General features: G+C 71.1%; 19 protein-coding genes and 1 tRNA gene. 11 read left to right on the forward strand and 9 right to left on the reverse strand.

The features are described from left to right. Nucleotides 1-280: 280 nt before the first annotated feature. The 5 genes from GWK15_RS22905 (at nucleotide 281) to GWK15_RS22925 (ending at nucleotide 5,723) form a co-directional block, all read left to right on the forward strand. Nucleotides 281-1,360 carry a TauD/TfdA family dioxygenase gene (locus GWK15_RS22905; RefSeq protein WP_168043732.1) on the forward strand — a complete coding sequence of 360 codons (1,080 nt, stop codon included), beginning with the start codon at nucleotides 281-283 and terminating at the stop codon, nucleotides 1,358-1,360. Between the two features lie 260 nt (nucleotides 1,361-1,620). Next, a complete protein-coding gene (locus GWK15_RS22910) occupies nucleotides 1,621-2,703 on the forward strand; it encodes a TauD/TfdA family dioxygenase (RefSeq protein WP_168043733.1) in 1,083 nt (360 codons plus the stop codon). Between the two features lie 21 nt (nucleotides 2,704-2,724). Next, nucleotides 2,725-3,696, forward strand: coding sequence for a Bug family tripartite tricarboxylate transporter substrate binding protein (locus tag GWK15_RS22915; protein ID WP_168043734.1), 972 nt, complete (start codon nucleotides 2,725-2,727; stop codon nucleotides 3,694-3,696). 136 nt (nucleotides 3,697-3,832) lie between these two features. Continuing rightward, on the forward strand, nucleotides 3,833-4,543 hold the full coding sequence (locus GWK15_RS22920; RefSeq protein ID WP_168043735.1) for an IS6 family transposase: 711 nt from the start codon (nucleotides 3,833-3,835) through the stop codon (nucleotides 4,541-4,543). A gap of 103 nt (nucleotides 4,544-4,646) precedes the next feature. Next, nucleotides 4,647-5,723: an amidohydrolase family protein gene (locus tag GWK15_RS22925; RefSeq protein ID WP_168043736.1), complete on the forward strand. Its 1,077-nt coding sequence runs from the start codon at nucleotides 4,647-4,649 to the stop codon at nucleotides 5,721-5,723. A 19-nt stretch (nucleotides 5,724-5,742) separates the two neighbouring features. Here the strand turns inward: GWK15_RS22925 and GWK15_RS22930 are convergent, their stop codons facing one another. The 4 genes from GWK15_RS22930 to GWK15_RS22945 all read right to left on the reverse strand — a co-directional run bounded on the left by GWK15_RS22930 (nucleotide 5,743) and on the right by GWK15_RS22945 (nucleotide 9,547). Continuing rightward, nucleotides 5,743-6,714 carry a tripartite tricarboxylate transporter substrate binding protein gene (locus GWK15_RS22930; RefSeq protein WP_168043737.1) on the reverse strand — a complete coding sequence of 324 codons (972 nt, stop codon included), beginning with the start codon at nucleotides 6,712-6,714 and terminating at the stop codon, nucleotides 5,743-5,745. A gap of 74 nt (nucleotides 6,715-6,788) precedes the next feature. Beyond that, entirely contained in the window at nucleotides 6,789-7,796 is a 1,008-nt protein-coding gene (locus GWK15_RS22935; RefSeq protein ID WP_168043738.1) for a hydroxyacid dehydrogenase, read from the reverse strand. A 25-nt stretch (nucleotides 7,797-7,821) separates the two neighbouring features. After that, a complete protein-coding gene (locus GWK15_RS22940) occupies nucleotides 7,822-8,505 on the reverse strand; it encodes an RraA family protein (protein ID WP_245211851.1) in 684 nt (227 codons plus the stop codon). A 67-nt stretch (nucleotides 8,506-8,572) separates the two neighbouring features. Beyond that, on the reverse strand, nucleotides 8,573-9,547 hold the full coding sequence (locus GWK15_RS22945; protein WP_168043739.1) for a tripartite tricarboxylate transporter substrate binding protein: 975 nt from the start codon (nucleotides 9,545-9,547) through the stop codon (nucleotides 8,573-8,575). A gap of 134 nt (nucleotides 9,548-9,681) precedes the next feature. Here GWK15_RS22945 and GWK15_RS22950 point away from each other — a divergent pair, with 134 nt between their 5' ends. Genes GWK15_RS22950 through GWK15_RS22960 form a run of 3 tightly spaced genes read left to right on the forward strand, consistent with a single transcriptional unit; the run spans nucleotide 9,682 to nucleotide 12,348 of the window. Further along, entirely contained in the window at nucleotides 9,682-10,686 is a 1,005-nt protein-coding gene (locus tag GWK15_RS22950; protein ID WP_168043740.1) for a Bug family tripartite tricarboxylate transporter substrate binding protein, read from the forward strand. A 4-nt stretch (nucleotides 10,687-10,690) separates the two neighbouring features. Next, complete coding sequence (locus GWK15_RS22955; protein ID WP_168043741.1) at nucleotides 10,691-11,581, forward strand: SMP-30/gluconolactonase/LRE family protein; 891 nt, start codon at nucleotides 10,691-10,693, stop codon at nucleotides 11,579-11,581. 32 nt (nucleotides 11,582-11,613) lie between these two features. Continuing rightward, nucleotides 11,614-12,348 carry an IclR family transcriptional regulator gene (locus GWK15_RS22960; RefSeq protein ID WP_168043742.1) on the forward strand — a complete coding sequence of 245 codons (735 nt, stop codon included), beginning with the start codon at nucleotides 11,614-11,616 and terminating at the stop codon, nucleotides 12,346-12,348. Nucleotides 12,349-12,557: 209 nt separating this feature from the next. Here GWK15_RS22960 and GWK15_RS22965 read toward each other — a convergent pair. The 4 genes from GWK15_RS22965 to GWK15_RS22980 form a co-directional block, all read right to left on the reverse strand. After that, nucleotides 12,558-12,629: transfer RNA gene (locus tag GWK15_RS22965), tRNA-Gln, on the reverse strand. Between the two features lie 20 nt (nucleotides 12,630-12,649). Further along, nucleotides 12,650-13,501, reverse strand: coding sequence for a 4-(cytidine 5'-diphospho)-2-C-methyl-D-erythritol kinase (locus tag GWK15_RS22970; RefSeq protein WP_209442379.1), 852 nt, complete (start codon nucleotides 13,499-13,501; stop codon nucleotides 12,650-12,652). Further along, nucleotides 13,498-15,198, reverse strand: a complete 1,701-nt coding sequence (locus GWK15_RS22975; protein ID WP_168043744.1) for a tetratricopeptide repeat protein — start codon at nucleotides 15,196-15,198, stop codon at nucleotides 13,498-13,500. Before GWK15_RS22975 ends, GWK15_RS22970 begins: the two co-directional genes overlap by 4 nt. Nucleotides 15,199-15,255: 57 nt before the next feature. Continuing rightward, the gene (locus tag GWK15_RS22980) at nucleotides 15,256-16,233 is read right to left on the reverse strand and encodes a Bug family tripartite tricarboxylate transporter substrate binding protein (RefSeq protein WP_168043745.1); all 978 of its coding nucleotides are present in this window, start codon (nucleotides 16,231-16,233) and stop codon (nucleotides 15,256-15,258) included. Between the two features lie 147 nt (nucleotides 16,234-16,380). On the opposite strand from GWK15_RS22980, the gene GWK15_RS22985 reads away from it, so the two are divergent. The 3 genes from GWK15_RS22985 (at nucleotide 16,381) to GWK15_RS22995 (ending at nucleotide 21,327) form a co-directional block, all read left to right on the forward strand. Continuing rightward, complete coding sequence (locus GWK15_RS22985) at nucleotides 16,381-17,817, forward strand: NAD-dependent succinate-semialdehyde dehydrogenase (RefSeq protein WP_168043746.1); 1,437 nt, start codon at nucleotides 16,381-16,383, stop codon at nucleotides 17,815-17,817. A gap of 143 nt (nucleotides 17,818-17,960) precedes the next feature. Beyond that, nucleotides 17,961-19,160, forward strand: coding sequence for an MFS transporter (locus tag GWK15_RS22990; protein WP_168043747.1), 1,200 nt, complete (start codon nucleotides 17,961-17,963; stop codon nucleotides 19,158-19,160). A gap of 46 nt (nucleotides 19,161-19,206) precedes the next feature. Continuing rightward, entirely contained in the window at nucleotides 19,207-21,327 is a 2,121-nt protein-coding gene (locus GWK15_RS22995; RefSeq protein WP_168043748.1) for a sensor histidine kinase, read from the forward strand. On the opposite strand, the gene GWK15_RS23000 is transcribed toward GWK15_RS22995, so the two are convergent. After that, nucleotides 21,292-22,989 (reverse strand): putative bifunctional diguanylate cyclase/phosphodiesterase, encoded by a 1,698-nt coding sequence (locus GWK15_RS23000; RefSeq protein ID WP_168043749.1) that lies wholly within the window; start codon nucleotides 22,987-22,989, stop codon nucleotides 21,292-21,294. The genes GWK15_RS22995 and GWK15_RS23000 overlap by 36 nt on opposite strands. Nucleotides 22,990-23,057 lie beyond the last annotated feature (68 nt).

Genomic DNA, 23,057 nt, shown 5'->3' on the forward strand with positions numbered 1-23,057 from the left:
CCTGGTGAAATCGGTCAGCGGTACACGGCCCACGCCGACCGAATAGCGCTGGAAGACGCCCGCCAGGGCGGTCCAAGGATGGGTAGCAGGCCATGCCATTTCCGGTGCCGGCTTTCCCTCGACCCATTCGACGGGAGCAAATCACCGGAGCACTCTCCAAGTTCAAGATCAAATTGACACCCATAAGCAAACCGGCGCGACCCATAGGCAGATACAAATGGACGCCTCGCCGCAACGCCCACAGAGTCAGCGGCAAGCATGAGGTGAAGCGGAGGAAATCATGTCGCATGCCCAAGGGGCTGGCGCGCCATCGATGCCGGATGGGCTCATCAACGGTCCCGCGGCGTGGCGCGGATCTGAGCTTCTGGCGGACCCCACCTGGCTGCATCATTTTTCCGAAGCCGAGTTGGAGGAGATCGCTACCGCGACGCGGGCGCATAAGGCCTCCGGCCGTCAAATGGGCGAGATCACCCGGGAGAGCTTCAAGCTGCCATGCCTGGGCCCGCGGCTGGACGCCATCCTGCAGGATCTCCTGCATGGCAGTGGCTTCGTCCAGTTCCGCGGCTTTGACGTCGGCGCTGTCACCATGGAAGAGGCGGCAATCGCCTATCTCGGCGTCGGCGTACATCTCGGCAGCTTCCGCTCGCAGAACGCGAAGGGCCACCTTCTTGGCCATGTGCGCAACCTTGGGTTCGACATCAACAAGCCGACGACGCGCTATTATCAGACCGACCGCGCGCTCGAGTTCCACACCGACAGTTGCGATATAGTCGGGCTGTTGTGCCTGATGTCCTCCAAAGCGGGCGCCGAAAGCCGCATCGTCAGTTCCGTTACCCTCCATGACGTCATGCTCGAGCGCCGGCCGGATCTGCGCGCTGCACTCTTCAACGCCTTCCCGACCGACCGGCGCGGCGAGATACCGAAGGGCATGTTGCCGTGGTTCGATGTGCCTGTGTTCAACTGGCATGCTGGCGAACTGACCACGATATACTCCGGCCAGTATATCCGCTCAGCGCAGGCCAACTACAAAGCGGCACGCAGGCTGACGGCCCTCGAGATCGAGGCGCTGGAATACCTCGATGTGCTCACCAATGATCCCGGATTGAACCTGACCATCGAGTTCCGGCCCGGCGACATGCAGTTCCTGCACAATCACCAGAACCTGCATAGCCGCACTGATTTCGAGGATTTTCCAGAACCGGATCGCCGCCGGCACCTGCTGCGCCTATGGTTGGCGCCAGCGGGAGCGCGCCCGCTGCCGCCCAGCTTCGCGCAGCGTTATGGCTCGCTCGCGGTCGGTAATCGGGGCCGCATCATCACCGAGAACACCATGCTCCAATTCGTGTTGGAGGCAACATGACGATGTGCGGAACACGTACCTGCCGCCTTCGCTCCGCAAGATCGGGGACGCTCGCGCTGCGTCGGAGTCTGGTGACGCCGGATCTGGAAAAGGTCCTTCGGCGCGGCCCCGGCTGCGAGCCATGCGCCGTACGGGCGCGCTTCGCCAGCCCGCTGTCACCGGCGGTGCTGACGACGAACGTCCTCTGATCCGTCGAGAGATGGCGACGTGGTGCGTTGCACTGCGCGTCACGATCCACGGCTAACCATGAAAGCAACCAGATGCCCTACAAGACGGCTCGCACTCCTGCCCATTGGTCGGCCGAGGAACTCACACGCGACCAAAGCTGGATCTATCGCATCGACGCGGATCAGGCGGCCCATCTACGACGGGGTGTTCAGGAAGCCTACGATCCGGCCAGGCAGATCTTCGACTACGGCAAGGACGACTTCGACCTCGGCTCCGCGCGGGACGTGTTCGCCGCCGCATTCGCGGAGCAAGCGCAGGGCCGCGGCGTCTCGCTCGTCAAGGGTCTCCCGCGCGAAGGCATGAGCGAGGCGGAGTTCGAGCTCATGACTTGGGGCATCGGCCTGCACTTCGGTGTCGCCCGGCCGCAGGGCAAAGCCTCGCAGTACATCTCCGCCGTGCGGGATGCCGGGCAGACGTACCGCCACGGTGGCGGGCGCGGCTATAACACGAAGGCCAGTCTTGACTTCCACATCGACGGCTCGGATGTCGTGGCACTCACCTGCTACAACGCAGCCAAGTCGGGCGGCATGAGCATGTGCTCCAGTTCCATGACCTTGCACGACCGCATGGCGGCGGAGCGGCCGGATCTGCTCGAACTGCTCTACCAGCCCTACGCCTATAGCCGCCAGGGCGAGCAGGCCCCGGATGAGGCCCCCTACCTGCTCTGCCCGCTCTTCGGGATGCGCGATGGGCGGCTGTTCGGGCGTCTCAACCGCAACCGGGTGAACATGGCGCAGCGGCTCGATGGCGTGGCGCCGTTGAGCGAGCAGCAATGGGAGGCGCTCGACCTGGTGGAGGAGATCATTCGCCGGCCGGACGTCATGTTCTCGATGTGGCTCGAGCCGGGCGACATGCAGCTCATCAACAACCATGTCGTGCTGCATTCCCGCACCGAGTTCGAGGATCACGAGGAGCCGGAGCGCAAGCGCCTGCTGTTCCGGCTGTGGTTGTCGACACCCGATTCCGTCGCGCTGCCGCCGGAATGGGCCGAGTGCTACAAGTCGGTGGAACCCGCTTCCGTACGCGGCGGCATACGCGGCTTCGGGTGGAATGAGGCCTGCCGCGCCTTCGAGCGGCGCCAAGCCGCCGCGCTGGGCATGCACGTCGCGCATTAGAAGGCCGGGAAAGGAAACGTCATGGCAATCCATCGCCGCGTCCTGATTCGCGCCGGCACGGCCGGGTTGGTCGCGCCCCGCATTGCCTTCGCGCAGGAGGAGTGGCCGCAGCGGCCGATCCGTATCATCGTGCCGTACTCACCGGGCGGCGGCACTGACCTCATCACTCGCGTCCTGGCGGAAGCTATGCGCCCGTCACTCGGGCAGCCGATCGTCGTGGAGAACCGGGCAGGGGCCAATGGCGTTATCGGGTCGGACCAGGTGGCGCGCGCGCCGGCGGACGGCTATCTCTACGTCTCGGTCACAAGCGGTCATCTGACCAACCGCTATGTCATGCCGAACATGCCGTTCCATCCGGTCGACGACTTCACGCCCGTTGCGTTGCTGGCGGCCTACCCGATGGTCCTGGTGGCCAGTAGCGCGGCGCCGTTCACCGATCTTCGCGGTCTTATCGCCTATGCGCGCGCCAACCCGGGACGCGTGAGCTTCGGCACATCGACGGCCTTGAATTCCTACGTCGGTCATCTCTTCGCCCGTCAGACACGCACCGAGATGACGGAGGTGCCGTATCGTGGTGGCGGGCCGATGATGGCCGACCTGATCGCCGGTCACCTGAATGTCGGCTGGGGCAGCCCGGAATCGGCCCTGTCGCAGATGAACAGCGGCCGGATCCGCATCATCGGTGTCAGTACGAGGGAGCGGCTGCCGCTGCTGCGCGACGTTCCGTCGATCAGCGAGGCGGGCGTACCGGATTTCGATTTCATGGGATGGGTCGGCCTATACGGGCCTGCCAACCTGCCGGAGCAGATCCTGGTCCGCATGAATGCTGCGCTGGACGTCGCGATCGCCCAGCCGGCCATCCATCAGCGCATCATCACCATGGGAAACTACGGCAATGTCGAGGGCGCAGTCGCTTTCGCGGCGCGTACGAGGGCGGATGATGCCCGCTGGTCGCGTGCGGCACAGGAGGGCTTGCTGCAGCGCGCGGGCTGAAGGCGGCAGGCGCTCAGTTGGGCGACTGCCACTCATCCTTCACCACCCTGCAGAAGATCCGGCACGTGGGAGTGAGCGCGTGGCACTGTCAAGTTGGCGGCTTGCCCGGGGGCTCTGGCTCACGTAGCGGGGCGGGATGACGCCTGATCGCCTGAGCTTCGCCGGCTATCGCTTCCCGGCGGAGATCATCAGCCACGCGGTGTGGCTCTACTTCCGGTTCCCGCTCAGCCTCGGCATGGTCGAGGAACTGCTTGCCGCCCGCAGCATCGTGGTCAGCTACGAGACTGTGCGGCGGTGGGCGCTGAAGCTCGACCAGGCCTTCGTCAACCGGATTCGCCGAGGGCTCCCTCGGGCCGGCGACAAGTGGCATCTCGACGAGATTGCGGTGAAGATCGCCGGTGAGCAGCACTGGCTTTGGCGCGCCGTCGACGGAAGTGGGTGCGTGCTGGACGTGCTCGTGCAGCGACGGCGTGACAGGCGCGCTGCCAAGCGGCTGCTGCGCAAGCTGCTGAAGCGGCAGGGCCGTCCGCCGCGCGTCCTCATCACCGACGAGCTCGGCAGCTACGCGGTCGCCAAGCAGGCGATCATGCCGGGTGTCGAGCATCGCCGGTACAAGGGGCGGAACAACAGGGCGGAGAACTCGCGCCAGCCGACGCGACGACGAGAGCGGCAGATGAATCGGTTCAAGTCAGCCCGGCACGCCCGGCGCTTCCGATCCAGCCACGATCAGATCAACAACCTCTTCCAGCTCCGCCGTGACCAAGTCTCCGCCGCCGAGTACCGCGCAGAACACGCCCGTGCCATGGCGACGTGGGCGTCCGTCAGCGACATCGCAGCTGCAGCATGAAGGTACTGCGCGCGCCGTCGCCATCAGCCATCATCGTCGTCTTGGCCGCGACAAGTTGACGGTGCCTTGCCCTGCTCTCCCGACGACAGGCACTCTCCACCTCATGACCTCCCTCGCCGCCCCAGACTTCACACCGTCGCGCCAGATCGCCGTTCGTCCCGAATGGCTCGCCCAACGGCGAGAGGAACCGCTGGATCCGGCGCTTCCAATCGTGGATCCGCACCATCACCTCTGGGATCGGGAGGCCGAGTGCTACCTCCTCGACGACCTGCTGCGCGACACCGCCGAGGGCCACGACATTCGCGCGACGGTCTTCATCCAGTGCGGCTCCATGTACCGCGCGAGCGGCCCCGAGGAAGCGCGTTCCCTTGGTGAGACGGAATTCGTTAACGGCATCGCGGCGGCAAGCGCCAGCGGCACCTACGGGCCGACGCGCGCCTGCGCAGGCATCATTGGCTTCGTGGATCTCACCCTCGGCGACCGCGTGGCGCCTCTGCTCGAAGCGCATGTCGCGACAGCCCGTTCGCGCTTCCGTGGCGTGCGCAACCGCACCGCCTGGCATCCCTCGCCCGCGGTGCGCTCGAACCTGCTCGGGCCGCCACCGGGACCGCTCGAGGATCCGCGCTTCGTCGAAGGCGCCCGCCGGCTCGCCGCGCACGGCCTCGTGCTCGACATCTGGGCCTACCAGACGCAGCTGCCGCTGGTTGCGGCGGTCGCGCGCGCCGTACCCGAACTGACCGTGGTCGTGAATCATTGTGGCGGCCCGCTCGGCGTCGGGCCCTATGCCGGGCGTCGCGAGGAAGGCTTCGCGGAGTGGCGCCGCGAGGTGCTGGCGCTCGCCGCCCTGCCGAACACGGTGATGAAGCTCGGCGGCCTCGCCATGGAAGTCGGCGGCCACGACTTCCACCTGCGCGCACTGCCGCCGGGCTCGGTCGAACTGGAGCAGGCCTGGCGACCGGTCGTCCACACGCTGATCGAGGCCTATGGCGCCGGCCGCTGCATGTTCGAGAGTAACTTCCCCGTGGACAAGGGGATGGTTGGCTACGGCGTGCTGTGGAATGCCTTCAAGCGCCTCGCGGCCGGCGCGGGGGAGGCGGAACGCGGCGCCCTGTTCGCCGGCACGGCGACGCGCGTCTATCGCCTGCACGAGGCGCCTGGCTGCGAGGCGCTGCGCCCCTAGGCAGGCGCCGTGCCGGCCCTTACTGCCAAGGCGTCCTCTCCCAGATCCGCTGGTAGCGCGCGAGCTGGGCCGGCATCTGCGCCTCCCATTCCGCCCCTCGCAGGAAGGCCATCGCCAGTTCGAGCTGGCGGACCCTCTCCGCCCATTCGGGCGTGGCGATCACCTTCGCGATCGCGTCCTCCAGCCGGCCTGCGACCTCGTCGGGGATGCCGCGCGGCGCGCCGATGCCGCGTTCGCTGCTCATCAGCACGTTGAAGCCTTCCTCGCGGAAGGTGGGCACGTCCGGCATCAACTCCCAGCGGCGCTCACCCATGCCCGCGAGGGCGCGCAGCATCGGGTTCTCCTGTCCCAGCATCCCGATCTCGCCGAGGTTCAGGCCGGCGACGTCGATCTGGCGGCCGAGCACGGCATTGCGCGAGGGACCGGCACCGGCGAAGGGAACATGGATGAGCTCTACGCCCGCGGCGGCCTCGAACAGCGTCAGGCCGAGATGGTCGTCGGTGCCGATGCCGGAGGAGCCGACGCTGATCGTCCCGGGCCGGCGCTTCGCCGCCTCGACCAGGTCGCGCAACGACCGGTAGGGCGAATCCCTGTGCACGACGAAGGCGCTCGGATCGTCCACCAGGCGCGCGATCAGCCGGATCTGCGCGCGGTCATAGCGCACGCGGCGCTGCACCCCGAGCGAGAGGTAGCCCGGCGTGTTGATGGTGCCGAGCGTGTAGCCGTCCGGCCGGGCGGTCTGCAGCGCGACATAGGCCGTCTCACCGCCCGCCCCGGGCCGGTTGACGACGACGAAATTGGACCCCGGCAGTTCGGCGCTGAGAAACTGCGTCAGCGCGCGCACCATCACGTCTGTCCCGCCGCCGGGCGCGAAGCCGACGATGACCTCGATGGGCCGCCCGCCCGGCCAGGCGGGCTGAGCCAGGGCGGGCGCGGCGAGGGACGCGACCCCGGCAGCCAGGATACCGCGGCGCGTGGCTATGATGGGCATTCTCAAGGTTTCCTCTCTGGTGGTGATCTGGTTGGGCCGGGCCGCCACGGGCCACTGCGCTGTCGTGAATCGCGTCAGGCCGCCGCAGGCAGGCATCCCTGGACGACCACGGCGCCGGCCATCGCCGGGACACGTCCGGCCAGCACCGCGACAATGCAGTCCGCCGCCATGGTGGACATGCCGACCGCACCGCGTGGCGTATTCGCGGCAAGGTGAGGCGTCGGCAGGACGCGCGGATGGCTGCGTAGCGGGCTGGCGGTATCCAGCGGCTCCTGCAGGAAGACGTCCACGCCAGCCCAGGCGAGCTGCCCGGACTCGAGTGCGGCCAGCAGCGCGACCTCGTCCACGATGCCGCCGCGGGCGGTGTGAACGAGGATGGCGCCGCGCGGCATCAGCGCGAGTTCTGCCGCGCCGACCATGCCCCGCGTCGCGGCGTCGAGCGGGCAATGCAGCGACAGCACTTCGGAACGCGCCAGCAGTGCGGACAGGTCAGCGACGCGTTCCCCGGGGCCAGGCAGCGGCCCGGCGGGAAGGAGAGGATCGTAGGCGGCAACCCGCATGCCGAAGGCATCCGCGAAGCGCGCGACCTTGGACCCGATCGCGCCGTAGCCGACGATGCCGAGCGTGACGCCGTCGATGTCGCGCGTCATGCGGGATGTCTTCTCCCACAGCCCGTCGCGCATGCCGGCGGCGACCGAGGGCAGGTCCTTCAGCAGGGAGAGCATCAGTGCCATCGCGTGCTCCGCGACCGAGCGCGAATTGGCCCCCGCGGCGCGCGTCACGGTCAGGCCGCGCGCCTCCGCGGCCGCGAGGTCGATGCCGTCCACGCCGGCACCATGGCGCGCGATCACGCGCAGCGCGGGCGCGGCGGCGTCCATGACGGTGCCGTTGATGAAGCCCTGCCGGTGCAGCAGCGCCACCGGCCGATGCTCGGCGATGGCGGCCAGCAACTCGGCCTCGGAGGGATAGCCGGAGGTGCACGGCACGGCGTAGCCGGCGGCTTCCAGGATGGCGACCGCCTCCGGCGCGAGCTTCGCGGCGGTGACGAGGACCGTGGGCTTCGCGGCGGGATGCTCGATCATGGGGGATCTTCCGGAATGCATCGGTTCAGTCGAGGCCGTCGCAGCCAAGCCGCCGCAGCGTCGCATCCACCCAGGATGCGTCGTGCGTGCCTGCCTCGATGTTCGCCATCTGGCGCGCCTCGGCCGCTGCCTTCTGCGTGGCGGCGGCGTGCACGGCCTCAACCTCGGCGAAGGGGACGCAGAGCAGGCCGTCCTCGTCGCCCAGCACGAGGTCGCCGGGCTCGATCACCATGCCGTCGATCGCGATGGCGACATTGATTTCGCCGGGGCCGTCCTTGTAGGGGCCACGATGGGTGACGCCGGCGGCGAAGACCGGGAAGCCCTGCGCGCGGATGGCGGCGCTGTCGCGGATCGCGCCGTTGATGACGATGCCCGCGAGGCCGCGCTTGATCATCTGCGCCAGCATGAGCTCGCCGATGATGGCGTTGGTCAGGTCGCCGCCGGCATCGACGACGATGACGTCGCCCGGCGCTGCGAGCGATAGGGCCTTGTGGACCATGAGGTTGTCGCCCGGGCGCGTCTTCACCGTGAAGGCGGACCCGGCCAGCACGCCCCCCGCATGCATCGGGCGCAGCCGCGGACCGCCCGCGGTCATGCGCGACATGACGTCGCTGACATTGGCGACCGGCAGGTCGCGGAAGCGTGCGACCGCGTCCGGGGCGACCTTGCGCGCGCGGGGGATGATCCTGAAGCCGGCAGCCATGTTCATGCTCTCCTGAATGCGCAGGCCGTCCGGCTGCCTGCCAGAATTACGAAATTTAATTCCATTTTTTCGGTCACTCGCGCCAGGGGCGCCGGGACCAGAGGGCGCGCAGCGCCGCCTCTCCACCCAGCGCCGCGTCGCGATAGGCAGCGCCGACCAGCGGCTTGAGCGGCAGGCCGGCGCGGGACGCCGCCTCGGCCCAAGCGGGGTCGGCGAAGGTCGCGGCGAAGGCGGTCTCGATTTCTGCGCGGATCGGATCCGGCAGGCCCGGCGGGCCGAAGATGCCGCGCCCGGCGGAGAACACGACGTCCAAACCGGCCTCGCGATAGGTCGCGATCTCCGGCGCGGCCGGTTCGCGGGCCTCGGCAGCTAGGCCGAGGCCGCGGATCGCGCGTTCTCGCAACAGCGGCAGCGCCTCGCTGATGTTGAAGGCGCCGACATCGAGCTGCCCGCCGAGCAACGGCACCAGCAGCTGCGAGGTGCCGTTGAAGGGCACGTGGTTCAGCCGCACGCCGGCGGCTTCCTCCATCAGCAGCATCGCGATGTGGTCGTCCCCGCCGATACCCGCGGTGCCGTAGGGCACGTCGCCCGGCCGCGCCCGCGCCGCCGCCAGCAGGTCGGACAGACTCTGCATCGGGCTATCGGCGCGGACGAACAGCCCACAGGGATCCTCGACCACCTGCGCGAGGTATGTGAGTTCCGCCGGACGCCAGCGCACCGGGCGTTCGATCGGCTGGCTCAGCACGGTGGGCGTTGCGCAGGCGCCGAGGACGAAGCCGTCCGGCGCGGCATTCGCCACCGCCTCGGTTCCCACTTGGCCGCCGGCGCCGGGCCGGTTGCTCACCACCACGCGCGCACCTCGCAGGCGGGCGGCGAGGAAGGGTGCGACGGTCCGCGCCATGGCGTCCATGCCGCCGCCGGGTGCGAAGGGCACAATGATCTCGATCGGTCGGCCTTCCGGCCAGCCGCGTTGGGCCGCGGCCGGGCGGGCGAGCAGCGTGGCCGTTCCAAGGATGGCGGTGCGTCGGCCGAAGCGGGGTCCTGGCATCTCGAGTGGTTTCCTTCCCAGCGCCACGGCTTTGCTTGACAGGCCCGGGCGCCGGTCGCTTATAACGAAACGACGTTTCGAAATACAAGCCCCACAAATCCAACCGGGGCTCACCAGGGAAGGAACTGCGCTCCATGCTCTCCCGCCGTCAGATCCTCTGTTCCGGCCTCGCGACGCCGCCGCTCGCCCTTGCCGGGCTGTGTCGCCCCGCCCTTGCCCAGGCCGAGGCCTGGCCGTCGCGCCCGATCCGCATCGTCGTCGCCTGGGCGCCCGGCGGCGCGGTGGACACCATCGCGCGGCGCCTCGCGCCGAAGCTCTCCGAGGCGCTTGGTCGTCCCGTGGTGGTGGAAAACAAGTCGGGCGCGACCGGAACGATCGGCGCCGCCGAGGTCGCGCGCGCCGCGCCGGACGGCCACATCCTGCTGGCGATGGACAACACCTACGCCATGCTGCCCTACCTTTTCCAACGCCTGCCCTTTGACCACGCGACCGCCTTCAAGCCGGTGACAGTCTCTGCCTTCTCGCCCGTCATGCTCGCCGTGCACCGCGACGCGCCCTGGCGCGACCTCGCCGCGTTGATCGCGGCCGCGAAGCGCGAGCCGGAGAAGATCACCTACGGGACGGGCGGTATCGGCAGCGCGCCGCACTTTGCCGCCGCCGCCTTCGCCCAGGCCGCCGGCATCCGGATGCTGCACGTGCCCTTCCGCGGCGCCGGGGAGGCGGTGACGAACGTGCTCTCGCGCCAGGTGGACCTGGTGATGGTTTCACTCGGCTCGGCCCTCGGCCATGTGCAGGGTGGGGCGCTGCGGGTGCTGGCGATGAGCGGCATGCGCCGCACCGCCGTCCTGCCCGAGGTGCCGACCTTCCGGGAAGCGGGCCTGCCGGGCTTCGGCCCGAATGGCGAGGGCGTGGTGAACTGGTCCGGCCTCGCCGCGCCCGCCGGCACGCCCGATGCCGTGGTCGCGCGGCTGCAGGCGGAGGTGGCGAAGGCGCTGGAGGCGCAGGACATGCGCGACTTCCTCGCCTCCCTCGCTTCCGAGCCTGGCGGCATGCCGCCCGCAGCCTTCGCCGCGCTGCTGGTGGAGGAGACCGCGCGCTGGCGCGACATCGCCGCCACGAGCGGCATCGAGCGGCAATAAGGCGATGGGCTTCTTCGCGCCGCCCCCGCGCCTGGGCACCGAGGTCTTCACCCGGCTGCCGGACCGCTTCCGCCTCCCCCGCGCGACCGCATGGGCACGCTGGAACCGCGGCGGGCGGGAGATCGACAGCTTCCTCGAGGGCCCCTGCTTCGACGCCGAGGGCCGGCTCTACGTCACCGACATTCCCTTCGGGCGGATCTTCCGCATCACGGCGGATGGCGCCTGGGACCAGGTGGCCGACTATGACGGCTGGCCGAATGGGCTGAAGGTGGCGCCCGACGGCATGCTGCTTGTCACCGACTACAAGCGCGGCCTGGTCCGCGTCGACCCCGGCACGGGCACGGTCACTCCGCTGCTGGAGACGGCGCGTAGCGAAGGCTTCAAGGGGCTGAACGACCTCGCCCTCGGCGCCGATGGCAGCATCTTCTTCACGGACCAGGGGCAGACCGGCCTGCACGACCCGACCGGGCGCGTGTATCGGCTTCGGCCCGACGGCAGGCTCGACCTGCTGATCGGCACGGTGCCGAGCCCGAACGGCATCGTCGTCGCGCCGGACCTGTCGCATTGCCTGGTCGCCGTCACCCGCGCCAACCAGGTCTGGCGGCTGCCGCTGCATGGCGACGGCGCGGTGACCAAGGCCGGCATCTACATCCACCTGCATGGCGGGCCCGGCGGGCCGGACGGGCTTGCCTGGGACCGCGACGGCAACCTGCTGGTCGCCCATACCGGCGTCGGGACAATCTGGCGATTCAACGGGCGGGCAGAGCCGACGCTCGCGATCGCCTCCTGCGCCGGCGCCTCGACGACCAATCTCTGCCTGGGCGGCCCGGATGGGCGCGACCTCTTCATCACCGAGAGCGAGACGGGCAGCATCCTGCGCGCGCGTCTGGAATAGCGGTAAATGGCGCCGAGGGTTCGGAGGTAGGCATGGCGGAGAAGGCGAATCGACGACCGGCGCTCGAGGGTGTTGCCTCGGCGGACCGTGCCCTCAGCGTGTTGTCGGCGTTCCGCAAGGGGGATGGCGCCGTGTCGCTGGCGGAACTCGCCGACCGCACGGGGCTGGTGAAGAGCACGATCATGCGCCTTGCCATCTCGCTCGTGGACCATGGCTACCTCGCACGCGAGGGTGACGGGTCCTATCGGCTGGATGCAGAGGTACTGCGGCTCGGCACGATCTACACCCAGTCCTTCCGGCTGGAAGCGCATGTGATGCCGGCGTTGGAGGAACTCGTCGCGCGCACCGGCGAGACGGCGGCCTTCTACGTGCGGCGCGGCGAGCAGCGGCTCTGTCTGTTCCGCGTCGACAGCCCGCACCTGCTCAGGATGCATGTGCGGGTGGGCGATGCGCTTCCGCTCGATAGTTCCGCCATCGCGCAGGTGCTCCGGGCTTTCGCGGCGCGGCCGCTGCCGGACTACGCCGCGGCCCTCGACCTGCCGATCGTCACCATGGGTGCGACCGATCCACACACCGGGTCCATGGCGGCGCCTGTCTTCGGGCCGGGCGATAGACTCGCCGGGGCGCTCGCGCTCTCTGCGCCAGTGATCCGCTGGACGCCGGAGGCCTTGGCGGCTGCGCGGCCGATCCTGACCGAGGCCGCCGCCGCGCTCACCCGGCGCATCGGTGGCGAGACGCCGGAGTGGCCGCGCGCCGCGGCAGAGTAGGCCTGCTTCCGGCGAGGGCCACCATCCGTACCGTCATGTATTTCACCTGCATGCGCCGCATGGACCTGACCCTGTAGAAGCGGTCCGCCGGGCCAGCGTCTCTCAGGTACAAATTGCCGGAGCCCCTCGCGTGTCTGGCCGGAAAGGCGGGGCGTTCGCGGGCCAGGGCCGCCGACCCGAAAATCGTCTGCGACACCGCGACTGCATGATTGGGGCGCCAGGATTCGAACCTGGGAATGGCGGTACCAAAAACCGCTGCCTTACCGCTTGGCTACGCCCCAGCCGTGCAGCCTCATACCCTTCACGTCCCCGGTCCGTGAAGCCCCCCGCCCCAGCGCCACCATGCCGCGGGCAGCAACCGGGCGGCCTCGGCCGCGTCGTCCGCCCCCGCGAACAGCGCGAAACAGGTCGCGCCCGACCCGCTCATGCGCGCCAGCAGGCAGCCGGGCAGGGACCGCAAGGCCGCCAGCACCTCGGCTACCGGTGGACACAGCCCGATCGCCGGCGCCTCCAGGTCGTTGCCCAGTGCGGCCAGGTCTGCCGCCATCCCGGCCGCGTCGTCCCAGCCCGACGGCAGCGCCGCGGGGGCGGAGAACCCACCTTGCCGCGCGCGGAACACGGCCGGCGTCGGCAACGCAACGCGCGGATTCGCCAGCACCAACCCGACCGGCGGCAGGCGCGGCGCCGGCCCCAGCACCTCGCCGATGCCGCCCATGCGGCAGGGGCGGGACGCGACGCAGGCCGGCACGTCCGCGCCGAGCGCCACCGCCACCTCCGCCAGCCGCGCCTCGGGCCAGCCCAGACCCCACAGCGCATTCAGCGCCCGCAGCGCCGCGGCCGCATCCGCGCTGCCGCCGCCGATGCCGGAGGCCACCGGCAGGTGCTTGTGCAGCCGCAGCGCCGCACGCGCCGGCACTCCGGCCGCCGTGGCGAGCGCCCGCGCCGCCCGCAGCACCAGGTTGTCCGTCTCCCCGGCCAGGGCCGCCGCCGCGGGGCCGTCCACCGCAAGCGTCAGCCCCTCGGTCGGCGCGGCGTCCAGCTCGTCGCCCACCCCCGCGAAGGCCACCAGGCTGTCGAGCAGATGGTACCCATCGGCCCGTCGCCCGGTGACGTGCAGGTAGAGGTTGACCTTGGCCGGGGCGAACCAGCTCAGCGCCGGTTCTCCGCCACCGGGTTCGCGGGCAGGCCGTTGCGGATCTTGGCCTCGATCTTCGGGCCCTCGTCGCCCTCGGGGCCGAGCGCCAGCGCGCGACGCCACTGGAATTGCGCCTCCCGCTGCCGCCCCGCGACCCAGTAGACGTCGCCCAGGTGATCGTTCACCACGCTGTTGCGCGGCTCGAGCTCCACGGCGCGTTCCAGCCAGCGGATCGCGCCGGGGATATCGCCCAGCTTGAACAACGCCCAGCCGAGGCTGTCCGCGATATTGCCGTCCTGCGGGCGCAGCGCCACCGCGCGTTCGAGCATCCGGCGCGCCTCGACGATGTGCTCGCCGCGCTCGACCCAGGTGTAGCCGAGGTAGTTGAGGACATAGGGCTGCTCGGGGCTCAGCTCGAGCGCGCGGCGGAAATCGGTCTCCGCCGCCGGCCAGTTGCCGCTGCGCTCGAGCGCGATGCCGCGGGCGTAGAACAACGGCCAGGAGGACGCGTTGGGCGAGGGCACGCGGCGGATCGCGTCGTCATAGGCCGCGACGGCGTCCGCCCAGCGGCCCCGCGCCCGCATCATGTCGCCGAGCCGCACATAGGGCTGCGCCGCGCCGGGATAGGCGGCCGCGACGCCCCGGAAGGCCGCGATCGCCTCCTCCGGCCGGTCGAGCCGGTCGAGCAGCTGCGCGCGCCGCAGCCCGGCGAGCCCCGCCAGCGGATCATCCGCGCGGATCTGGTCGACCTCTGCGAGCGCGGCGACATACTGGCGCTCATCCGTCAGCGCGTCGGCCGCCATCAGCAGCGCGGGGGAAAAGCCGGGCCGCAGCCGCAGTGCGAGCCGCGTGAGCGCCAGCGAGAATTCCGCCGCGCCCTGCCCGCGCAGCGCGCCGGCAAGGGCGAGATGCGCCTCGGCCATGCCCTCGACGGGGGAGGCGACGGCGCGGTTCGTCAGCATGTCCCGCCGCGCGGCGTCGCCGGTCGCGAGCGCGATCTCGTCCTGCCCGCGCGCGATGCTGTCGATGAGGCGGTTGGCCTCGTCCTCCCGCCCGCCGCGGGCGAGGATGCCGGCCGAGATCTGCACCATCCGCAGGTTCGGCGGCTGGCTGTCGCCGATCGCGATACGCACGAAGCGCTCGGCCTCGCGCGGTCGGTTCGCCAGGTCGCAGATCAGTGCGGCATGCAGCGCGTAGAGCGAACGCAGCCGCCCGCTTTCCGACAGCGGCCGCAGCAGCGCGACCGCCGCATCGGTCTGGCCCTTCCCGTGCAGCGTCCAGGCCAGCAGCATCGGCTGCAGCAGCTGGGCCGCACCCTGGCGGGGCAGCGTGCGGATGCGCTGTTCGGCGCGGTCCCAGCGCCCGGCCTGCGCATCGGTGCCCGCGATCAGCATGGAAGCGAGCGGGTTGTCCGGCAGCCGCCGCGCCAGGCGCACCGCCTCGGACCGGCCGTCGAGCAGCGTCGCGATGAAGGCGCGCTGCACGACCTCCGGCTGGTCCGGATCCGCCCGCAGCGCCGCGAGCAGCGATTCCGCCGCGGTTCGCGTATCGGATTCCGATGTCGCGAAGCGCCCCGCCAGATAAGCCCCGAAGGCATTGCTCGGGGATGGGGCGAAGCCAGCCTCGCCCCCGGCCCCGCCATCGGCGGCGGCACAGGCGGACAGCAGGGCGACGGCGAGGAAGGCTTGGCGGAACGGCGGGAAGGGACGCGTCATGGGGTCATCCTAACCCCCGCCGTCGGGCCTCGCCACGCCGTATCGGCGCGCCGGCCGTTACTCCAGCGTGATGCCGGCCGACCGGATGACGGCCCCGAGTTCCGCCACTTCCTTCCGGGACAGGGCGTCCAGCTGCTCGAGGCTCATGGCTTCCGTCACCGCCCCCGCCTGCTCCGCCCGCTGACGCACCACGGATTGCATCGCCACGTCCCGGAGCGCGGCGTTCAACCGGTCCTGCACGGGCCGGGGCGTCGCCGCCGGCACCGCGAAGGCGAACCAGGCGTCGAGCGTGAAGCCCGGCAGGCCGGCCTCGGCGGTGGTCGGCACCTCGGGCAGGCCGGCGGCGCGCCGTGCGCTCGCCATGGCCAGCGCCTTGACCCGCCCGCCCTGGACCAGCGCGACGGCCGAGGACGGGGTGGTGATGAACATCTCGACGCGCCCGCCCGCCACGTCCTGCAAGGCTGGCGCCGCGCCGCGATAGGGCACGTGGACCATCTCCGCCCCGATCGCGCGGGCGAACAGCACGCCCCCGATGTGCTGGATCGAACCGTTGCCGGAGGAGGCGTAGTTCAACTTCCCGGGATTGGCCCGCGCATGGGCGATGAACTCGGCGAGCGTGTTCGCAGGCACGTTCGGCGCGACGAGGATGACGTGCGGCGCCATCGTCGCCATCCCGACCAGGCTGAGGTCGCGGATCGGATCCCAGGTCAGGTCGCGCATCATCGCCGGATTGCCGGCGTGATAGCCGTTGTACTGCAGCAGCAGCGTGTGCCCGTCCGGCTGCGCGCGGACCACGGCGTTGATGGCGATGTTGCCGTTCGCGCCAGGCCGGTTCTCGATCACCACCGGCTGGCCGAGCGCGGCCTGCAGCCCTTCCTGGAACAGCCGGGCCGCGAAGTCGGTCCCGCCGCCGGGCGGGTTCGGCACGATCACGGTGATGGGGCGGCTGGGGAATCCCTGCTGGGCGCGCAGCGTCGTGGGCGCGGCCAGCAACGAACCCGCGCCGAGCAGGGCGCGGCGGGTGGCGCGGATCATGGCGAGTTCCTCCGGTCCTCGGCCTTTGCGGCCGGCTTGCGGGGGAGGATCGTCCAGCCATGCGTCCAGGGCAAGCCGCCCCGGCTGGCCCGGCGCCCGTTGCGGGACTAGTGTGCGCGCCGACCGCAATCCCGGAGGAAGGCGCCGATGTCGTATCCGAACGTCCAGCTGCATGTGAACGGGGAGTGGCGCCCGGCCCGCTCCGGCAAGACCATCAACGTGATCAACCCGGCCACCGAGGAAGTGATCGGCAACGTCGCGCATGCCGAGAAGGCCGACCTCGACGAGGCGCTGGCCGCCGCCGACAAGGGCTTCGCGGTGTGGAAGAAGGTCCCGGCCTTCGAGCGCTACAAGCTCATGCGCAAGGCCGCCGACATCTTCCGCTCCCGCGCCGACGCGACGGCGCGGCTGATGACGCTCGAGCAGGGCAAGCCGCTGCCCGAGGCGAAGATGGAGGTGATGGCGGCCGCCGACATCATCGACTGGTTCGCCGAGGAAGGCCGCCGCGCCTATGGCCGCGTCATCCCCGCGCGCGGCGAGGGCATCTACCAGCTGGTGATCAAGGAGCCGGTCGGCCCCGTCGCCGCCTTCACGCCGTGGAACTTCCCGATCAACCAGGTGGTCCGCAAGCTCTGCGGCGCCGTCACCACGGGCTGCTCCATCATCGTGAAGGCCCCGGAAGAGACCCCGGCCTCCCCGGCCGAGCTCATCCGCGCCTTCGTCGACGCCGGCCTGCCGCCGGGCGTGGTGAACCTCGTCTACGGCGTGCCGGCGGAGATCAGCGAATACCTCATCGCGCACCCGGTCATCCGCAAGGTGACGTTCACGGGCTCGACGCCGGTGGGCAAGCTGCTCGCGGGCCTCGCCGGCCAGCACATGAAGCGCGTGACGATGGAACTCGGCGGCCATGCGCCGGCGATCGTCTTCGACGACGCGGACCTCGACCTCGCGGCCAAGACGCTGGCGGGGGCCAAGTTCCGCAATGCCGGCCAGGTCTGCGTGTCGCCCACGCGCTTCCTCGTGCAGGAGAAGCTCTATGACGGCTTCGTCGAGAAGTTCGTCGCGGCCGCCAAGGCGGTGAAGGTCGGCGACGGCCTCGCCGAGGGCACCACCATGGGCCCGCTCGCCCATGACCGCCGCGTGCCCTGGATCGAGACCCTGGTGCAGGACGCGCAGTCCAAGGGTGCGAAGGTGCAGACCGGCGGGTCCCGCATCGGCAACAAGGGCTACTTCTACGAGCCGACCGTCATGACCGACGTCCCCAAGGACGCCCGCGCCATGAACGAGGAGCCCTTCGGCCCGATGGCGATGATCTCCCGCTTCAAGGACCTCGACGAGGTGGTGACGGAGGCCAACCGGCTGCCCTACGGGCTCGCCGCCTACGCCTTCACCAGGTCGGCCAAGACCGCGAACGCGATCGCCTCGCGCGTCGAGAGCGGCATGATGACCATCAACCACCTCGGCCTCGCCCTGCCGGAAGTGCCCTTCGGCGGGGTGAAGGATTCCGGCTACGGCTCGGAAGGCGGGTCGGAAGCCATCGAGGCCTACCTGAACACCAAGTTCGTGTCGCAGGCGGGGCTCTGATCAAGGGCGGGGGGAGAAGGGAACTTCTCCCCCCGCACCCCCCTCAACCTTTTCTGGCCCTTGGGGACTGACATCCGGGGCCACAACCAAGAAACCAAAGAAGGGAGGGGGTCTGGGGGAGGTTCACGTCCCCCGGCCCGCCGATGTCGGACCCAGCCTGGCGCACCCTGTTCCGCGACCGCGACTTCCTGCGCCTCTGGATCGCGGGCCTCTGCACCTTCGTGGTCCGCTGGCTGGAAACGCTGGCGGTCGGCGTCTTCGCCTACAACGCGACCGGCTCCGCCTTCGTCGTCGCGATGCTCACCATGCTCCGCCTGCTGCCGATGGGCCTGTTCGGCGCCTTCCTCGGCGCCGCGGCCGAGCGCATGGATCGTCGCCTCGCGCTTCTGCTCATCGTTCTGTCGCAGGCGGCGACCTCGGCGACGATCGCGCTGCTCGCCGTGTTCGATGCCGTGCAGGTCTGGCATCTCGCCTGCGCCGCCTTCATGAACGGGATCGCCTGGGCGGCCGACAATCCCGTGCGCCGCGCCATGATCGGCCAGGTCGCCGGTGCGGCACGGATGGGCACGGCGATGTCGATCGACGTGGCGACCAGCAACGGCAGCCGCGTCTTCGGTCCGACGCTGGGGGGCGTGCTGCTCGCGGCGGTCGGCCTGGACGGCGCCTTCGCGCTTGGCGCCATGCTCTATGTCCCCGCCATCGTCGCCGTGCTGCGCCTGCCGCGCGCGCCGGTGCAGCAGGTGGCCCTGGTCCCGTCGGTGCTGGCCAGCATCGCCGAGGGCCTGGCCCTGGTGCGCCGCGAGCCGCGCCTGGTCGGCGCGCTGCTGGTGACGCTGCTGTTCAACCTGTTCGGCTGGCCCTTCACCTCGATGGTGCCGGTGATCGGCCAGGACCAGCTCGCGCTCGGCCCGCGGGGCATCGGGGTGCTCGCCAGCATGGACGGCGTCGGCGCCTTCCTCGGCGCGGTGACGGTCGCGCTCTTCGCGCGGCCGGGCCAGTACCGCGCGATCTACGTGGGCGGCATCACGCTCTACTTCACCATGCTCGCCGCCTTCGCGATGGCGCCGGATCCGATCACCGCGGGCATCGCGCTGGTGCTGACGGGCGTCGGCGGGGCGGGCTTCGCCATCATGCAGCCGACGCTCGTCTTCCTCGCCACGCCGCCCGAGATGCGCAGCCGCGTGCTCGGCCTGCTGTCGGTGTGCATCGGTCTCGGCCCGATCGGCTTCCTCGCCCTGGGCGTCCTTGCCGAGGCGATGGGCGCGCCGGCGGCGACGGCGGCGATGGGCTTGGCGGGCCTCGTCGCCATGGCGATGACCTACCGATTCTGGCGCCGCATCTGATCCCTCGCATGGGCGGCGCGCATGGCGTAAATCGTGTGGCAGACGCATGCCGACCGCCGACAACCCGTCCCGGCCGATGACCGCGGTGCCGCCCCGGCTCGCCGCCGGCCACGCGCGCCGTGCGGTCCTCACCGCGGCGCTGATGGGCTTCTCGCTGATCGCGATCTGGACGGTCGCGGTCCTGCTCGTGAACCAGGCGACGCGCAGCGCCTCGGAAAAGGCGATCGCGCAGGCCGAGGTCGCCGCCCGCGTCCTCGAGCAATTCGTGCTTCGCACGGTCGAGGGCGTGGAATCGAGCCTCGCCCTGCTGCGGGCGCGACGGCTGCTGGAGGCCTCCGGCGACACGGCGGCGGCCGAACAGGTCGGCCAACGCCTGGCCGAGGTCACGGTCTTCGGCCGCTTCGGGCTGCGCCGCATTTCCGACGTCGCCCCGGATGGCGCGACGCGATGGTCGCTGCCGCCGGGGGCGGACGGCGCCGCCATGTCCTCCGGCGTCGTGCCCCACTTGGCCGAACCCTTGCCGGGCCCCGGCCTGTTCGTCGGCACGCCCCGGCGCGACCCGGCGACCGGGCATTGGAGCGTCCTGATCAGCCGGCCGATCGAGGACGAGTCCGGCGCCATCATCGGCACCGCCGAGGTCGTGATCGATCCGTTGGCCTTCTCCGCCGACCTCGCCCAGATGTCGCCGGGCGTGCTGGACCTGATGTTCGTCATGCGACGCGACGGGACCTATCTCGCCCGGTCCGACGCGGCCGAGCGGGCCCTGGGCGAGGAGGCGGCCGCGGGCCGGCGCCTGCTGATCGCGGCGGAGGGCAGTGGCGGCGGCAGCTTCCGCGACATGAGCCCGATCGACGGGCGCGACCGTTTCTTCGCGCTGCGCCCGGTGCCCGGCACGCCGCTGGTCGTCGCCGCCGGCGTGGACGCGACGACTGCGCTGGCGCCGGTGCGCGACGTGCTGGTCCTGTCCCCGGTCACCGCGCTGCTCACCAGCGCCCTGGTCGTCCTTATGGCGCTGTTCGGCCGCCGCCGGCACGAGCGCCTGCACACACTCGCGCAACTGCAGCAGGCCCGCTTGGCCGAGGCGGCGGCCGCCGCGGCGCGGGCGGAGATCGAGGCGCTGCTCGCCGGCCTGCCGATCGCGGTCTACCGCGCGCGGATCACCCATGTCCGTGGGCTCGAGGTGACCTATGCCAGCGCCGCCATGGCCGAGCTGGCCGAGGCGAATGCCGCCATCGCTGGCACCGGCTTCCTCGCCACCCTGCTCGAGGGCCGCGACGCGACCGTCGAATACGAGGTGGTGCGACCGGGCCGCCCCTCCATCTGGCTTCGCGAAGGCGCTCGCGTGGTCGCGACGCGCCCCGACGGCGTGGAGGTCGTCGGCTACCGCGCCGACATCACGACCGAGCGCCAGTTCGCCACCCAGGCGGCCGAGGCCTCGAAGCTCGCCACCCTCGGCGAGATGGCGACCGGCCTCGCGCACGAGCTCAACCAGCCGGTGACGGCGATGGCGCTCGGCGCCGACAACGCCGCCGACGCGCTCGAGGCCGAGGGCGCCTCCGGCATCGCGGAGGCGGTCGAGACGCTGCGGCGCGTCGCCGGCCAGGCGTCCCGCGCCCAGGCCATCATCGACCATCTGCGGGTCTTCGGCCGGCGCGACCCGGGGCCCCTCGGCCCGGTCGAGGTGGAGCGCGCGGTGGACGGCGCCCTGGTGCTCGCGGCCAACGCACTCCGCTCGGCCGGCATCGTGGTCGAGCGGCACATCCCGCCGGACCTGCCCGCGGTCCAGGCGCAGATCGTGCTGCTCGAGCAGGTTCTGCTGAACCTGTTCCTCAATGCGCGCGATGCGCTGGTCCTGCGGCCGCAGGGGACGCGCCGCATCGTCGTCTCGGCGCGCACGGAGCATTCGGGGCGGGTCCTGCTGCTGGTGCGGGACACCGGCGGGGGCGTGCCGGCCGAGGTGATCGACCGGGTCTTCGAACCTTTCTACACGACCAAGCCGGTGGGCCAGGGCACAGGCCTCGGCCTTGCGCTGTGCCACGGCATGATGGCCGCGCTCGGCGGGTCGATCCGCGTGTCGAACGTCGATGGCGGCGCCGAATTCGTGCTCGACCTGGCGCCGGTGGCGGCCGTGTCAGCGCCCGCGGAGGAAGCCGGGCACCTCGTCTGAGGGCATGGGCTTGCCGAGCAGGTAGCCCTGGCAGGCACCCACGCCCACCTCCCGCAGCGCGGCGAGCTGCGCCGGGGTCTCGACCCCTTCGGCCACCGTGGCGAGGCCGAGCGCGCCGGCGAGGCGCACCATGCCGAGCAGCAGCGCCCGGTCGGGTTCGGTCCCCGGCAGCCTTTCGGTGAAGCGGCGGTCGAACTTCACCAGCGTCGCCGGCAGGTCGCGCAGCCGGGCGAGGGAGGAATGCCCGACGCCGAAATCGTCGATGGCGATGCCGTAGCCGGCCTCGCGCAGCGCGGCCAAGGTCGGCAGCGCCTCGGGCGGCAGCGCCTCACCCTCCGTGACCTCGAGGCAGAGCACGGCGGGAGCCAGGCCGCTCGCCGCGACCATGCCGGTCAGCGTCGCGGTGTAGGCGGGATCGCGCAGCTCGCTCGCCGCCACGTTCACGGCGATGCGCCCGAATGGCAGGCCGGCCTTGCCCCAGGACGCGGCGGCGTCGAGCGCCATCGCCATGACCCGCCGGCCCAGTGCCCCCATCAGGCCGAATTCCTCGGCGACTGGCAGGAATTCGTCGGGGTCGCAGCGGCCGAGGGCGGGGTCGTGGAAGCGCACCAGCGCCTCGAAGCCGAGCAGCGAGAGGTCGGAAGCGCGGACGACCGGCTGGAAGGCGAGCGCGATGCCGCAGCCCGCGCCCGACAGCGCGGCGCCGAGGCTCGTCGCGATCCGCGCCCGGCGCAGCCCGCCCTCCGCCTCGGCCTCGGAGAGGCTCGCCGCGCGGTTGCCGCCGCGGCCGCGCGCGGTGCGGACGGCGGCTTCCGCGCCGTGCAGACAGGCCGCCCCGTCGCCCTCCCAGGATGCGGCGTACCCGACGCTGGCGGTCAGCGTCCGGCGCGTGCCGGCATCCCCGATCTCCTGCGTCACGGCCAGGCGGAGCGCCTCGGCGAGGGCCGGCAGCGCGGCGACGCCGGCCTCGCCTTCCACCAGGACCGCGAACTCGTCGTCGCCGAAGCGGGCGACCAGGGCATCGCGCGACACCGCCGCGCTGGCGCGTTGGGCGGTCGCTGCCAGGATCGCGTCGCCGGCGGGCATGCCGAGCGCCTCGTTCACCAGCCGGAACCGGTCGAGGTCGATCAGGATCAGCCCCACCGGCCCGGCATGGGGGGACAGCAGCCGCCCGACGAGGTCGGCGCGCCCGGTAAGGCCGGTCAGCGTGTCCTGGAGCCCGGCCGGGGCAACGCCGGCCCCGCGGCGCGACACGGCACGGTCCATCGCGGCGGCGACGGCGGCGGCGAGCTCGGCGGCACGCAGCGGCTTGCGCAGGAAGTCGGCGGCGCCGATGCGCACCGCGCTCGCCGCGTCCTCGATGGTGGCGTGGCCGGTGACGAAGACGACCTCCGGCCGGGTGGTCTCGTCCTGTCCCGTCAGGCCGCGCGCCAGGGTCAGCCCGTCCTCGCCCGGCATGCGGATGTCGGTCACCACCACGCCGATGTCCGGCCGGCGGGCCATGAGGTCGGCCGCTTCCGCCGCCGACCCCGCAAGGGTCACGTCATGGCCGCGCCGGCGGAGCGCGGCGGCGATCTGCTCCAGGACGACGGGCTCGTCATCCACCACGAGCACGCCAAGGGGTGGCGCGGCCGTCGCCGGAGTCGCGAGGATGGACGTCATGGCGCGGCTCCCTGGGGCCATGCTGCGCAGATTTGGACCCCCGACGACCAGTCACGTTTGCGTTAATT

The sequence above is a fragment of the Neoroseomonas oryzicola genome, assembly GCF_012163135.1.
GTDB lineage: Bacteria > Pseudomonadota > Alphaproteobacteria > Acetobacterales > Acetobacteraceae > Neoroseomonas > Neoroseomonas oryzicola.